The organism is Novosphingobium sp. GW835-FHT14H07 (genome assembly GCF_058793515.1).
Genome location: NZ_JBXAFX010000026.1, coordinates 13,341 through 27,787, shown reverse-complemented (window position 1 = coordinate 27,787; position 14,447 = coordinate 13,341). Strand labels below are relative to the sequence as shown.

General features: G+C 60.9%; 15 protein-coding genes. 5 read left to right on the top strand and 10 right to left on the bottom strand.

Annotated elements, in window-relative coordinates; all coding sequences use genetic code 11:
• Positions 1–192 precede the first annotated feature (192 nt).
• The 4 genes from AC1Q5P_RS17765 to AC1Q5P_RS17750 all read left to right on the top strand — a co-directional run bounded on the left by AC1Q5P_RS17765 (position 193) and on the right by AC1Q5P_RS17750 (position 3,335).
• Entirely contained in the window at positions 193–1,035 is an 843-nt protein-coding gene (locus AC1Q5P_RS17765) for an Abi family protein (protein WP_492519644.1), read from the top strand.
• Entirely contained in the window at positions 1,032–1,829 is a 798-nt protein-coding gene (locus tag AC1Q5P_RS17760) for an HNH endonuclease (protein WP_492519643.1), read from the top strand. Before AC1Q5P_RS17765 ends, AC1Q5P_RS17760 begins: the two co-directional genes overlap by 4 nt.
• A 600-nt stretch (positions 1,830–2,429) precedes the next feature.
• A complete protein-coding gene (locus AC1Q5P_RS17755) occupies positions 2,430–2,639 on the top strand; it encodes a hypothetical protein (RefSeq protein WP_492519642.1) in 210 nt (69 codons plus the stop codon).
• 30 nt (positions 2,640–2,669) lie between these two features.
• Positions 2,670–3,335: a hypothetical protein gene (locus AC1Q5P_RS17750; RefSeq protein WP_492519641.1), complete on the top strand. Its 666-nt coding sequence runs from the start codon at positions 2,670–2,672 to the stop codon at positions 3,333–3,335.
• 13 nt (positions 3,336–3,348) lie between these two features.
• On the opposite strand, the gene AC1Q5P_RS17745 is transcribed toward AC1Q5P_RS17750, so the two are convergent.
• Entirely contained in the window at positions 3,349–4,083 is a 735-nt protein-coding gene (locus tag AC1Q5P_RS17745; protein WP_492519640.1) for a GntR family transcriptional regulator, read from the bottom strand.
• Positions 4,084–4,310: 227 nt separating this feature from the next.
• On the opposite strand from AC1Q5P_RS17745, the gene AC1Q5P_RS17740 reads away from it, so the two are divergent.
• Entirely contained in the window at positions 4,311–4,523 is a 213-nt protein-coding gene (locus AC1Q5P_RS17740) for a hypothetical protein (protein ID WP_492519639.1), read from the top strand.
• 46 nt (positions 4,524–4,569) lie between these two features.
• Here AC1Q5P_RS17740 and AC1Q5P_RS17735 read toward each other — a convergent pair whose 3' ends face one another.
• The 9 genes from AC1Q5P_RS17735 to traW form a co-directional block, all read right to left on the bottom strand.
• Positions 4,570–7,350 carry a conjugal transfer protein TraG N-terminal domain-containing protein gene (locus tag AC1Q5P_RS17735; RefSeq protein ID WP_492519638.1) on the bottom strand — a complete coding sequence of 927 codons (2,781 nt, stop codon included), beginning with the start codon at positions 7,348–7,350 and terminating at the stop codon, positions 4,570–4,572.
• Positions 7,351–7,378: 28 nt separating this feature from the next.
• Positions 7,379–8,833, bottom strand: coding sequence for a conjugal transfer protein TraH (locus tag AC1Q5P_RS17730; protein ID WP_051146467.1), 1,455 nt, complete (start codon positions 8,831–8,833; stop codon positions 7,379–7,381).
• Positions 8,833–9,639 (bottom strand): conjugal transfer protein TraF, encoded by an 807-nt coding sequence (traF, locus tag AC1Q5P_RS17725; protein WP_086740819.1) that lies wholly within the window; start codon positions 9,637–9,639, stop codon positions 8,833–8,835. Before traF ends, AC1Q5P_RS17730 begins: the two co-directional genes overlap by 1 nt.
• Positions 9,636–10,013, bottom strand: coding sequence for a hypothetical protein (locus AC1Q5P_RS17720; RefSeq protein ID WP_022678001.1), 378 nt, complete (start codon positions 10,011–10,013; stop codon positions 9,636–9,638). The genes traF and AC1Q5P_RS17720 overlap by 4 nt, the downstream gene beginning before the upstream one ends.
• The gene (locus AC1Q5P_RS17715; protein ID WP_492519637.1) at positions 10,010–11,683 is read right to left on the bottom strand and encodes a conjugal transfer protein TraN; all 1,674 of its coding nucleotides are present in this window, start codon (positions 11,681–11,683) and stop codon (positions 10,010–10,012) included. Before AC1Q5P_RS17715 ends, AC1Q5P_RS17720 begins: the two co-directional genes overlap by 4 nt.
• A gap of 65 nt (positions 11,684–11,748) precedes the next feature.
• Positions 11,749–12,486, bottom strand: coding sequence for a type-F conjugative transfer system pilin assembly protein TrbC (gene trbC / locus AC1Q5P_RS17710; RefSeq protein ID WP_492519636.1), 738 nt, complete (start codon positions 12,484–12,486; stop codon positions 11,749–11,751).
• 14 nt (positions 12,487–12,500) lie between these two features.
• Positions 12,501–13,526: a conjugal transfer pilus assembly protein TraU gene (gene traU, locus AC1Q5P_RS17705; protein WP_492519635.1), complete on the bottom strand. Its 1,026-nt coding sequence runs from the start codon at positions 13,524–13,526 to the stop codon at positions 12,501–12,503.
• Positions 13,516–13,794, bottom strand: a complete 279-nt coding sequence (locus tag AC1Q5P_RS17700) for a hypothetical protein (protein WP_492519634.1) — start codon at positions 13,792–13,794, stop codon at positions 13,516–13,518. Before AC1Q5P_RS17700 ends, traU begins: the two co-directional genes overlap by 11 nt.
• On the bottom strand, positions 13,791–14,447 hold the full coding sequence (gene traW, locus AC1Q5P_RS17695) for a type-F conjugative transfer system protein TraW (RefSeq protein ID WP_492519633.1): 657 nt from the start codon (positions 14,445–14,447) through the stop codon (positions 13,791–13,793). The genes AC1Q5P_RS17700 and traW overlap by 4 nt, the downstream gene beginning before the upstream one ends.

Below are 14,447 nucleotides of genomic sequence, written 5' to 3'. Positions count from 1 at the left end.
TGATTTGTTGGGAAGTACGGCCTATTTGCAAGCCAATCGCACCCGCCCGGCCTCTATCCGCAAGGATATGCACACTGGGCGGGTCTTTTGTTTTCAGCTGCTTGAACATACAAGACCGGCAGCATGACAGACAGCTTTGCCAAACCTGCGCTGACCATCGACCAGCAGATAGCGCATCTGCGCGGCAAAGGCATGGCCATCGAGGACGAAGCCCAGGCGCGATACTGGCTTACCCATGTCAGCTATTACCGGCTCAGCGCCTATTGGCTCTATTTTGAACATCCGAAAGGGCAGAATGGCCCACGCTTTCGCCGCGGCACCAGCTTCGATTCCGTCACCGCACTCTACGATTTCGACCGAGTGTTGCGCCGCTTGGTGATGCGGGGCACGGAGCACGTTGAAGTCGCTTTACGCGGGAACTGGGCTTACCAGCTCGCCCTTCTCGGCGACGGCCACAGTTATCTGGACGCAAGCCTCTATTCAGACCGCAAGGAGTTCCACGCCAATCTTGCCAAGCTTGCCGGTGAGGTCGGTTGGTCAAGCGAAACCTACATCAAACACTACCGGGAAAACTATCACGACCCGGCCTTGCCGCCAGTCTGGATGGTCGCCGAAATGATGTCATTCGGCCAGCTTTCCCGGTGGTACTCGAACCTTGCGGAGCGTGCCTTGCGCAATCGGATTGCGCAGCCGCTTGGCCTTCCCGAAACTGTCCTCGTGCCGTTGGTGCGTCACATCGTCGATGTCCGCAATATCTGTGCCCATCATGGCCGTCTCTGGAACCGAGGCTTTCGGATGCCCCCCAAGCTGGCGCAGAAGCCTGATCCCCTGATGAGAACCTTGGATCAGAACGCCACGCAGGCTCCGGCCCGGCTATACAATGGACTGTGCATGATCGGGCACGTAGTCCGAACCGTTGCCCCCGCTTCCACATGGATGCAGGATCTCGCCGTGCACCTTCGAACCCACCCCACAACTGACCTTGCCGCAATGGGCTTTCCCGCAGATTGGCAAAACAGGCCGCTCTGGCAATGAACGAGCCTCTTTCACTCAGGCACACCACCGCGCACCCAATCTTCCGGATCGAGCTCGATCAGGCAGCCTACAACCACGGCTACCGCAAAGCGAACGGCGTTGCAGACGGGTGGCTCTGGTTCAAATCCGACGAGGGTGTTCCTGGAGAAGTGGCGCTCGCCAGCGGTGTTAATTCTGACGGTTCTCCCTGGTTTCTGGCGGTCGAGCACGCTGGTGTAGCGTCCAAACTCGGAAGCGAGTTGCCGGAAATGGCGGTCAATCCACCCGCGCATTTCAAGGGCGCCTTCGCTTTTGCGACGCAGGCTGAGCTTCGCGCAGCGTTATCCCGCGCCTTCCATCTGGCGCGTAGCCTGCCGACATTCCCCCTCGCGCAGTACGAAGCCGAAGTTGCCGAGCTGGGGAACACCGAAGTGGAGAGGATCGTCAAGGAGCGGGTAGGGCAGTCCTACTTCAGGCGAGCCTTGATGGATTACTGGAACGGCCGTTGCCCACTTACAGGCATCAGTGACGAGGCTCTATTACGCGCCAGTCATATCGTGCCTTGGGCCAAATGTCGCAGCGATGAAGAGCGTCTGGACGTCCACAACGGATTGCTTCTGGCAGCACACTGGGATGCAGCCTTTGATCGCGGACTAGTTAGCTTCGATGATCAAGGACGCGCCCTTCTAAAGCCCGAGCTAAGCGAAGCTGCGCTGAAACTGTTGGCTCCTGAAAGTACGAGCCCAATCCCGCTCGATCACGAACATCGCCGCCAACTTGAATGGCATAGAGCGCACTACCTCTTTAACGCGTAACCGCTTATCGTCTCCAAGCTAGCACAGTCCGCGTCGCAAGCATTGCTCTGGCAAGGTCTCGACCGTCGGAAAGCCTGCAACTGGCAACGACACGGCCGTAGCTTTGCCCGTCTGCCGAACACCGCATTGCGGGTGCCCGCACAATGACATGACCAGTGTCGCGCACGCCCTTCGGGCCACCGAGTAATCGAACCAAAGCGTCCCTGGCCGCCACAGCCGAGGATGGGGGGCAAGGGTGCCCCCGCGAGCAGGTTCCATCCATTTCGCGAGCTGCGATTCCGGCGATCCGGATTTTCGGCCCCTCTTTGCACCAGATCGGGCCATCACCGTCCCAGACAGCAATGGTCGTGCAGACAAAAGTTGCAGCCGAAGCGAGCGTCAGAAATCCCATTGGTCGTGTCCTGTTTTCGAACTGGGCAGCTTATGCCGCATCCCGGACTTCTGGATCGCGGGCAGGCTGCCTAAGTGGGCAAGAGGCGAGGGTTTTGCATTACAGTACAGGGAAGTAACCAGGTGCGAAGCTGTCGATCACCTGTAAAGTGGCTCGACAGTCTGCGGATTTTGGGCCTAGATTTGGATCAGTTCTCAGCGGGAGCTTTGATGGGGCACTACGAGGATTTCAAGCGCTTGCTGGCCGCCCTGGAAGCATATCGGAGCGATGCTAGCATTCCGGTCGACGCTGAACAGATCGATGCTGCTTGCGCACGAATTCTGACCCATGATCCCTTTGATGAAACCGCCATTGAATGGAAACGGATTGCTGAATTGGTGAAGGAGCTCAACGGGGGCGATTGGCCGCTGACCGGTTGATGATCCACCCTTCGCTGCTATCCTCCGGCAATGCCCAACGGAATCGACCAGCTCTATCGGACCGCGATCGAGAAGCTCGCCAAAAGCGCTGATGCCGATATCGAGCATCTCCGCCGCGCGGTGATCCGGGGCGACGGTGTACCCCTTGAGCCCGACCCACGCCTTCTCGCCGAGGCGTCCGGTAAAGGCGCGGATTGGGGGGAATATGCGTTTGGCGAACTCCGCGCATTTGGCTTCATTGTGGCGGATGTGGCTAGGTTTGTTTGGTATCGGCCGACGAAGAACGAAATGTGGGAGCGGCAGGCGGTTCTAGCCGGGATCGAGGCTACGGCTATCGTCAGACTGGTCTCGATGGACCTTTCTCCTGCCATCCCTGAAATACAGAGGCGGCTAGAAGCATTCGACCGAACTACGGCTTCCGGCAAAGCGCTCGCCTCACTCCTCGCGCACCAGAAATTGATGGTCAGTGTCGTCGCAGCGACAGGCGAAGTCGCCACGCTCGAGGAATATGCAAGGCGCGCTAGCGTTGCACAGGTCTATGCGCGAGCAGCGACCCTGGACCTGACGGATATAGAGGGCATGACGACATCTGCCCGAACCATGGTCCAATTGCTTTGTAAGGGCGACGCGCGCGATTGCGCTGCCGCTGCGACTGCCATGCGGATCCACCCCCGGCAGCCCGCCTTTGCGGCTTGAGGTGTGAGCGCTGCTACAAGGGATGCGCGGCCGCGCCGGCATCACTCAGTGGACCAAGCAGCGGGCGCGCGGCCTTCGTACTCCCCGTATACGTCGGCAATCCGCTGACCTGGGGCTCGATGGCCTGAAGGGCGTGATACTGGGCGCTTTTTGGAAAGTCTTTGCGCTCCATCTGCTCGATCAACTTGTGGAGCGCCGGCGCGGTTGAATCGAAGAAGAAGCGGCTCGCTTTCCGTACGCCATCAAGATCACCCGCGCACGCCGCGACCAGATAGCTGTCCGCAGCTTCAACCAGGAAACCCGTGCGCTCGGCATAGATGTCCGAGAGCCAGAGTAGCCTGAAAAAGGCCTGCGGGATGAACTGCTCGACCAGCTCGGACAAGGTGCTCTGCGGTCCTCCCAGAATGATCGTCGCGAAGGACATCGCCCCGAGAAAGAACGCCTCATCCTCCACTGCATGGCTGCGGACGTCCTTCTCAAGGCTCTCGGCCACCGCCTGCAACCGCGAACCTCCCGCCAATGCCAGACGAAGGGCGCCGATCTCGACGATCGCTCCCAGCGCAAGGCGCCATTCCTCGATCTGTTCTCTCGTGAAGGTCGAAACAACATAGGCACGGCCACGCTTGGTGAGATAGCCCCCGACACCCAGCGACACCAGAAGATGGCGAGCCATCGACAACGACACGCCGGTATGCGCGACAATGTCGTCAGCGGTCATCGACGTACCGGGCGGCAAGTCGCCCAGCATGACCCGCTCACGCAGCTCGATATAGGTCGCGTCAATCTTCGACAGCATGAATTCCCCACGGCTCGCCCACCATGGCGCTTGCCGCTCTCTACGGGCTTCAACTTAGCATAACGCCTGCGAAATGCAGCCTCCTATGCTGCTTCGCTCAATTCCAGCCAGTCCCCAACACCACCTCCAATCGTTGTCATCGAACCATGATAATGGTATGTTCAGATTGGAGAAAGACGATGGAAGACTATGAAAACTGGCGAACTGTCGATTTCTCGAAACGAGCAGTACCTGACGACCTGACTGGGAATGGTGATCCAGATTTCTTGAAATCACGTATTCCAGAAAACGATGCCCGATCTCATCTGGATAGCCACCCCAGAAACAGCGCTGGACCTTGGATCGTGATTTTGGTTTCCATCGGTTTCATCGCATTCAGCTTGCTCAGCTGATAACTGCGAGATCGTATCCGGGCGCTGCCACAACTCCCCATCCGCTCTACCGCTGATCTCGATCATAGAACCGTTCATTGAAGCGCTCGTCAGCGCCACCTGAAGTAGAACGACCCCCGTCAAATTCCCGACGCCGATCATCAAAGCGGGTGCCATTGGCCTCGTAGCGCTCCTTCAGGCTCCCCTGCCCTTCGCTTATCCGAGCACCAATCGAGTCATCGGTCGATCCCTCGACAAGATTCCGGGAGCTTCCGCCAGAACGCTGTGGCGCTCGAGCCCTAAGGTCAGTTTCGGTGAAGCTACCGGGCCCGGCGACTTTGCCGGTAAGCGTTCCCTTTTCCGGGATGAGATCATTGAAAGGCGCCACCCGCTGATCGTAGTAGTCGGAGATGATCTCGCGCGCGACAAGCTCGTAGACAGCCTGCTCTTGCGGACTGTAGTCGGTTCGAGCAAGGCTGGGTGCAGTGATCCCGAGTTCCGCCGCCTTTTCCTGATAGCGGCTTGCCACGATCTGGCTCATGTCGAAGGCGAGACTGGCACCAAATCCCTCCCGTGTAGAGGTACTATCGGTGAGTGATGTCGCCAGCTCGTCAATCTGGGCGATCCGCTGATCGATCCGCCGGATCTCCTCGAGTGCACGTTCACGCGAGTAGGCGTTCTCCGAATAGCCCTCACTCCGGCTGAAGCTTCCGCTTTGAGCGTAGCTCCCACTGTCTTGCGTGACATTCGAACCATTCGAACGATTGTCCGAAGTCGAGGACTCGAAGCCCTGCGTTTCGTTCCGATCATTTCCTCGAGAGACAACGTCTGTTCGCTGGCGGCTACCGCTGATGCCAGCTTGGACACCTCCATTGGCGCCCACACTCCCCTTGCCCCCAGGCCCGGCATCGCCACCTCGAGTGCCTGCAACGCTGCCGGACAACCCGACACTGCCGCTGCGGCTCGTCTCGAGACGATCAATATTGGTTTGCTGATCCCCCCTCGACCGCGTGACACGATCGCTTTCGCTGACGGTGTCCCTGGCATCCAGCGACTGATTGTCGAACCGCTGCAGGTTCTCACCCGAGCGATACCCGGACGAGCTTTCACTTCCGCTGGAGTTGCGCACTCCGCTTGTTTGCCGCGTCGACGCGCGGTCAAGGAAGGCAACCGCTCGCGACCGCTCTTCCGAAAGAGTGTTCCGCGCCGTCTCAAGTTCAGAAAGGGTCTGCTGCCGCTCGGCATTGGCGAACTGGCTGAGCGACGCGCCGAACGCCAATCGGCTCATGCCCGGCGACGTGTCAAAGACGCTCGCACCATCCGTCATGGTCTTTGTCGTCGTCCCATTCGCATTGACCGTCGACATGACCGGCGCCCCGCCGGTGAAAGAGGGAGCGGCATTCCATTGTTCGGACTGCCGGTTGAAGCTCGAGAGGTTCATGAAGCTCTCGTTCCCGTAGGAATAGTTGCCGGTCGTACGTTCGACGGCAGCCGCTTCGGCTGCCGCCTGCGCTGGGGCAAGCATCGAGGTCGCTTGCGACGAAACGGCCATGGCTCCTTTCGCCATTCCGCCGGCGAGGAAGGGGATCGACATCATTAGAAAGCCCGCGATCGTTGCCGTATCTGCATTGACCGCATCGATCCCCGCCATCCCCGCCATGGTCATCCCGCCCGGTGCGGTGGCGTTCAGGGCATCGGAAGCGCGGTCCATAATGAACATGTGCAGGACCACATAAAGCGGCCCCCACGCAGCGAGGTAGAAGAACCCTGTGAAGTAGCCCTTGAGCGCCACCGTACCTGTCCGCGGCATGAGAAACAGCGGAAAGATGACCGGGAACATCGCATAGAAGACCACCGTCAGGACGATGTTGAGAAGCGGCACCCATGTCATCGCCTGCTGAGCGATCGAGCTGTAGGTGTTGCGCGCCTGCTCCTCTGCTCGAAGCATCGCAAAGGTATCGCCGTCCGCGGCCCCAAGATTGGCCCGCGCCTCGAGGAAAGCGTTCACCAGAGAGCGCTGCTGGAAAACCTGCTGAGCTGTCTGCGAACTCCCGTGGAACTGGTTTGCGATGACAGGGAGATCAGAAACCAGCTTCGCTCTCGCCAGAGCCGGCGTCAGGCCGGGGAACAGCTTGCGGCCCTCTTGCTGCAGACCCAGCTCGGTATAGGCGGTGATGCCAGTCTGCAGCTCGCTATAGGCATTCTGGCAAGTGACGATGATCGGTGGCCCGCTCGCAGGCAGAAACTTCATTCCCCGCGCCGGTGACCCAGGCCCCATATCGTCAAGGATGTTGTTCGAGTTGGCGATTGTGTCGAAAGAGGTGTGTCCGAGCAGAATGTCGTAGAACAGGCATTGCTTGAAGTACTCACCCAGGTTCGCGCTGATACGCGGGTCGCGGATCTGAAAGTCGCGGGTCCGGTCCCAAAGCCGCGCACCGTAGATCATCCCGTTGGTCGACATCTGCAATGCACCTGGCATCACGAAGACCGTTTCGGCGGTGCGTGTCAGCCAGTCCCCGGCCTGGCTGCTGACCGAAGCGATCATCGCCAGACCGATGGGCACGTTGGCAACCGTGGCCGGCGCGAGCGAGGGATTGAGGCGATCGGTAATCCGGACCGAGGTCACTGGGACGACCAGAGCGCCGTAGATCAGCGTCGCGCCGAGAAACCAGTTGAACCAAGCACGCCAGTCGAGACTGAACGCCACGATGAGCAGGGTATAAATGAGCCCGATCACCATCACGACACGCAGCAGCGCGCGGAAGCCCCCTCCCCCGGTCCAGGCGCTGACCGCATTGAAGATGTTGACCAGGTACTCGCCCCCACCGATCGTGAAGATCTCCATCATGGCTCGTCCCTCCTGCCGCGCGCCGGGCCTATTGCAGGCCCTGATTTGAGAGGGATGTGCTGAATCGCAGCGCAGCCGACATCTGGGGCGAAAGGTTGTTACGCAACGTGCCCTCGAGGAAAACAGCCCGCTGAACGACATGCTGGGTCCGTTCGAGGCGGAGGTTCATCCCTTGGGAATATGTGTCGAGCACCTGTCGGACCGAGACGATCTGCGCGCGCCACTGTGACAGTGCTTCCTCATTGGCATTCTGGAAGGAGCCGACGCCGCGCGAGGCATAGCCGTAATACTGCTGTGCCAGCGCATCGAGGAGGTCCATCGCAACGATCTCGGCAAGATCGTTCATGTCATTGGCCGTCATGCCGCCAAGCGTTGCGGCCGCGTTGACCGAGATGATCTTGTAAAGCGGGATAGTAGTGGCCCCCAGAAGACCAATCTCGTCAGGCGTGAGAGCTGCGTTGCTGCGCACCTTGCCGTTCATGCTCTCGATCATCGCCCTCACACGCGGCTTGAGGGCCTGCGAGGCTGAAACAGACATACTCTGCGTGGTGGGATTGAGGCACTTGTCGTTCGTGTCGCACTTCAGCATCGTGACCGAGCCCCCGCCATCCAGCAGCGCGGTCAGCAGTGCCCGGTCTCCCTGCCCGACGAACTGGTAGCCGCGTTTGCCGCTGGCATCGCCGTCCTGATAGAAGATTACGGTGCCGACGAAGGTCATCAGGTATTCGCGGAAGTTCACCGAGAAACTGGGGTAGCTCTGCTTCAACATTTCCCACGTGAAGTTGTAGCTTGCCGCGGGAATGGCGGGATCCTTGTTCGCCTTCAGGGTCGCCTCGCGCTGCCCACCCGTCCCGCATTCATGCCGCCCCTTGGCCCAGTCGGAAAACAGGCCCTGGCTGTTCCCGATCGACTTGCAGATCTCCGACGACATGCGATCGGACTTGCCCCACAGGCCGCCGACGAGGTTCTGTGCGGTCTCGCAGCTGTTCATGTTGAACTGGTTCATCTGCTGCGCCTTCTGCGCCATTTCCTCGATCGTGGCCGAGATCTGCGGACTGATCGACTTGATCGCGAGCTGGAAGGCAAACCCTAACGCATTGTTGGCCGTCGCTTTGAGCATCGCCACGATCTCGTCCGAGTTGATGAACGAGAAGGATCCGGAAAACACATCGATCCCGCCGCAGCCAGCCTTGACCGAGGGCAGCTGGAGATTGACCGGGTTGACGCTCCTTTGCGGGAAGCGGGTCCAGATATTGCCGCCTGAATAGTAGCCCGCAGACTGGCCCTGGTAGGCAACCGGCCCGGTGGCGTTCGCAGCCGCGCCCATGTCATTGAAGAAGCTGTTGAGCTCAGACCCCACATTGGCATGCACGGGGCCGGCGGCCATGCTGGCAACTGCCAGCGCTGACAGGGCAATGCCCGCTCGCCTCAGGATAGGAGCGAGCAGCCGGGTCGCCGAATTTGGCGTGGTGGTGCGTGCCATCAGTAGTCGCTCCCTGGTTCGATCTTGGTGAGGTAGAAGATGCGCTGCATGACCTCGTCGGCCGCCATCACGCCATAGCCGATCGGAATGGGCTGCTTCGTCTGGGTGTCGAACAGGACGAGGGCAGGAACGGTCCCGCCCTGCAGCCCCATGCGCTGGTATTGTCCGCTATCGACCACGAAGTTGGGAAACGCCTCGTTGGGGCCGCCGTCCATCGACACCGCCAGAACCTCGAGGCCGTAACTATCGGACAGGGCCCGCATGACTGGCGAGAATGTCCGGCAGGCCGAGCATGACGAGGAGTAGAAGTAGAACACGCCGTAACGCTGAGTGAGCGCTGCCATCGATCCCTCGCGCTGCTGGCGGCGATCGGTCAGCCAGGTCTGCTTGGCGAGGGTCGAGACTGGACGCTCAAGCGTGTAATCGAGCTCGGGGTTTTGCCAGATTGCACGGCTCCAGACGTCGGCGAAGGTCGACGCACGATCGAGCTGCTCGCGCTGGAAGCGGATGTAGTTGACGATGTTCTCCGAGGTCGGCTCGAGGATCGCGCGCGCCTTGAGCTCGTCGAGCTGGCGGGTAATTGCCGCCATGCGGTCAACCGCAGGCGGGCTCTGGGTCGGCTGCGGTTGGCTTCGCTCCCGCGCCTTTCGTTTGGCCTCTTCCGAATTGCAGTAGAACCAGGTGCCAAGCTTGCGCTCATCGCAATAGAACGCATCGCGCGGGGCGGGGGATGCGCTCTGCGCCACCAAAGGAGCACCGAACGCCACGCCGAATGCGCTCAGGGCAAGGAAAACAGGCTTATTCATGGGCATTGTCCTTTCCCGAGGTCGAGCATCTGGAGGAGGAAGGCGGTTTTGAAGAGACCACGGCCGCGGTCGATCATGCGGATCATTCCCCCCGAAAGAGTGGTCGTGGCCGCGACGCCGGCTTCTGTCAGGCACAGGCCGCAGTCATCTGTGCCCGAACGGCGCGCCCAATCCTTGTCGAGAAGGCGCGCAACCGAACTCGCGACCTCGCTGCGTGTCGCCGGATGCAGGAACCAGTCTTCGACCCGCGCAAGAAGATCGGCCTCGGTCCGCGCGAGATCGCGACCGATCGCAACCGCAACCGCCAGATCGAGAACCTCAGCAGATGGGAAAGGTCGTTCTCTCCCGAATGGCAGGACCGTGGCACCGGTCATGATCCGGTCCCTCCATGACGAGTATAGTAGCTCTCGATTTTCTGCTGAATCTGGATCGACATCTCGATCTCACTGGGCAGCTTTGCCGCGTCGACGAACTCGGCGTAGACCTCTCGGAAGTCCATGCGGCTGAGATCGAGCTGCTGGAATTGTGCGATCAGGAAGCCGTCGCAGTCAGGTTGCTTCGGGGTTCCCCACTGCATCCCGAGCTGGGCCTTCCCCTGCTGATTGAGGATGCGGACCAGCTTGCTTCCGTAGCAGCAGTAGGACTGCTTGCGGGTTACACAGACGCCGAGGACGCGCGCTGAACAATAGGTGCCGACAAAGTGGCAGAGGCCAGCATCATCGCGCTTGTCGACCTCGCGGTCCTCGCGGTCACACAGGAACGGTGTCAGGAGCGGAACGCCCTTCCCGCTACAGCAGTTCGAGAGGCCAAAAATCTTCCGTGTGCAACGCAGATGCTCGCCGCTGAAGATCTTCAACCGGTCGGGATCGAAGCCATCGCGCAGGTTCCCCATGACGTTCATGGCGACCATCGCGTCCTTGAACTCGGTGGACGCCTCGCGCGTCACCTGCGTGCATTCGCCGTCGATGCAGTAGAGGTCGCCCGCGCAGACATAGGCGGCTGAAGCGGACGTGCCCGTTTGGGGAAGGGTGCACTGGTACCAGCGGTCGTGGACATTGCAGGTCACGCCATCGGGATCGAAGCTCAGGCATTCATCATGACTGAACTTGCAATCAGAGCGTGCTTCCAACGCGGCGCAGTCATTGGCCGGTGCCACACCCTGGCACTGATAGGTGCGCTGCCACTCCCAACAGCTTCGCGTAACCGAAAGACCATTGATCACCCGCGTCTCGTCAGGGGCCGTGCAGACCTCGCTGGCAAGGGTGCAGGTGGCGCCATTGGTGGCACTCCGGCAAGCAGCTTCGTCTTTCGTTTCGCCGACGATCCGAGCATTGTTTCGCTCGACTCCGCCCGGCACGCCGCTGAGCCTTGAAGGGCATTGCCAGACCTGGCGGTAGATCGGCTCTCCAGGCTCCGAACACCATTTGCGGCCATTATCTTCTGCTACCCACTGCAGACACCGCTGACCGACGCGCACGCTCCTCTCGAGGGTGCAGGAACCCGAACCCTGCGCATTGGCAAGCATCGGGCACATATCGGATCGCTCGGCAAACTCCTCGGTTTCACAAGCATATTCCCATGAACGCCGCCCTTCGGTCTGAACGCTAAGCGCGGCATTGCATGTCCGTGGTGCGTCAAAGGGCTGCGACCCGCTGTTGCAGCTTTCAAGATAGGTCGTTGCGCCATCGCCGCCCGGGGGGAGCGGCGAACAGGTGTTGGCTTCCCCTCCGATCCCAGCTCCCGCCCCGAGGTAACGATCGGGATCGCCCTCAATTGCCGAGGCAGACGACAAATCGATCGTCGCAGGATCGACGACCTTGCGGCGCGGATCCACGACCGTCCGGTATTGCTCCTGGTAGCGCTGTGCTTCGCCGGCCGTCGTCAACCCCTTGGGGTCATCGACATAGCGCCGTGCTGGAATGTCCGTCCCGCCAAAACCGGGCACACTTGCTTCACTGCCCGCGCTCAGAATAGCCGAGTTCGTGCCATCGCGCAGGCTGCGGGCCATGGCCTCGCCATCGGCGCGCGCATCGCCAGATGTCATCTGGGCATGAGCAAGGTGCCCGGACGCGAACAACGCAAGACAAGCAAATGACAGACGCACCGGGTTCACCGCGCCGTCCTCATGTTCGCGAGCGCGACCCGAGACACCGGTGCGCCCGGGCCGTTGGCGTCAGCAAAAGTTTCGAGCACATAGGCCACGCTCACATTGCCCGCGATCCGGTCGTGGGGTGGCGGCGCGGTTACGCAGTCGAGTTGGTCGCAAGGCTCAAAATCCGTCGAGAGCGCCACGAAGGTTGGCACCCGGTCGACACGGAGCGAGCGGAACAGCCGCGGGTCGATCGCGACGTTGGTGGCCCCCGCCTGGTCCACAACTTTGCGGATACCCGTGATGAAGGCTTGGGGATTGCCGGAGGAAAAGCCGCGGAAAACCACGACGCCCCCAGCCTTGGTCGTGTCCGCAATAAGCCGGGCGAGCGCGTCCTCCGGCATCGACAGGCTGGCAAAGGCAATGAAAAGCGGCGCGCCCTGCGGCTGAACATTGCCGGCCTTTGCGCCGGTTACGATCGCGTCGAAATCAATGGGGCCCTTGACCCCGCCCATGTCCGATACATCGAGATCCTGCACGGAAGCCTTGGCTGCATCGACGACACCTTGCGCCTCACTGCGATGCGCTTCGCTCCTCGCGGTGGCGAAATCGAACAGTTCTTGCGCATCGGCCTGCACTGCGTGCCCGCGCGCCTCGATAGCCTGAATATCGAGACCTTCAACGGTCTGGGCGAAGACCGCCACCGCAAAGCCTGCAAGACCGACACCTGTAAGACAGAAAGCGAGCGTGCGGTTCACTATCTCTCTCCCGGCTAAAGGACGCAGCAGTTGCGCTTGCGCCAGACAAGGAAGCCCACGTCTTCACCCTTCACAGGGTAGACCTGCCCCGCCTTGGGCAGGAGCGTTGTGGCCCCGATGGGCGAACAGGCCTCGCGTCCGCTCACCATTGCGGTTGGGTTCACCTGCTGCAGGCGGTACTGGCTCTTCTTGAGGATCGGCATGAGGTACTTGGAGCACAGCGCCTTCGGACCGCTGGTGCCCCAGGCCAGGCCCTGCCGGTGCATCTTGTAGATCATCCGCTCGGCTGCGAGCCGGGCAGATTGCTTCATGCCAACGTTCGCGCCGATGTTGCCGTTCATCGGGTACATCGGACCCTGACAGCCAGAGCACCAGAACAGTTCATCCATCGGCAACTTTGCGCTCGCCGAAATGCAATCGGCCGAGCAGGCGGCTTGCGCCAACGGCGAAGTGAACAGGGCCGCCTCGGGATTGAGCAGAGTGGTCAGCTCATCATCCTGCCAGAGGGGATCAATCTCACTCAGATAGGCAACATCGAAGGAGCTCGCCTCGAGGCACAGGAAGTCCGTGACCACCTCTAGCCAGTAAAGCAGCGGGTAGATGTAGTAATGGACGTGGTACTTGGCGCTGTTCTGCGCCTGACCGCCGACCTGTGAGGAATCGGAGGCATAGCCACTGCCGATCGAGAAGCCGGGATTGAGTTTGATCCCGCCGAGATTGGGGAAGCACCAGGGCTTTGTCGTGACGTCGACGAGCCGCACCGGCTCCCAGAAACCCATCGCGAGGCCAATGCGCGGAACAGGTGTGCCGCACGCACAGATCGGGAGGTCAGGATTCTTGGTGTCGGCCCGGGAGGACGGCCAGATCTTGAGCGAGCCGAGCGAGAGCGGGAACATGCATCCCCAGCACACATCGGTGACAGGATTGACGAAGCTGCCCGAGCACCGGCCTGGCCCGGTCGGAAGACCTTGAGCCGCTGCCGGCATCGCCAGTGCCATTACCAGCAGAGCAACGATGGGAGCCAGAAGCCTAAGTAGCATCTTGGTCCTCCCTGCCCTGCATGAGCCAGGCATCGTCGGCCGCATTTTTGGCCTTCAGCCAAAGCCAACCCTGAACAATGACAAAGGTGACGATGGCGCCCAGCCAGGGAAGCGCCAGGGGTCGTGCCAGCGTGCGCAGTTCGCCAAAGAAGAGCACTGTTGCGGCGAGCACCGCGCAGCCCATGATCACTCGAACGCGGGCACCGCGCAGCATCGGGGTTTCGGGGGCAGCAAGCGGCACCGGCAAAAGATCGCGCCACCCGGTCATGTCGGCTGCCCCTTGCGGCGGATGACATGCTCGGTGACCTGCAGCAGATCACCCTTGCGCTCGACCACGGCCGGCGTGTGGCGGATACCGAAATGCGTTATCAGGCGCCCATCCTGGTCGAAGTAGAAGCGCCGGCGATGCGTTTGCATCTGGGTGAACGGCGAGCCGTCGACGAAGATGATCTTGGCCGCTTCATCGCCTCCCCGCTGCATGGCCCAGGCGAGCTCTGCCGGATCGTTGCCATTGATGAAGACGAGCTTCTTCGAAAGACCCGTATAGCTCAGCGGATTGACGCGCTGACCTGCGACAGCAATGAGATTGCCGTGATCGTCGCGAATGTCGTTCTCGACCACGATGGCAGGATCAAACTCCCAGCTGCGGGTCTCACCCGCAGGGCTCATTCCGACAACAGCCACCGGCTGCATGACCCGCTGCTTGACCTTCTCGGCAAACTGGCGGTTCAGCGCATCGATCTTGCCGCTCGCCTGCGCCGTATCGAGACGGGCCTTGATGACCGCCAGGAGGTCAGGCTCGATAACGGGCCAGGTCTGACCCATTTGTCCATGATCGACGCCCACGCGCGTAGGCGGAACGGGCACGCCTGCACCGATCGCGAACGGCGCCAGCAGCGCAAGAAGGATTCCGCGCTTCAC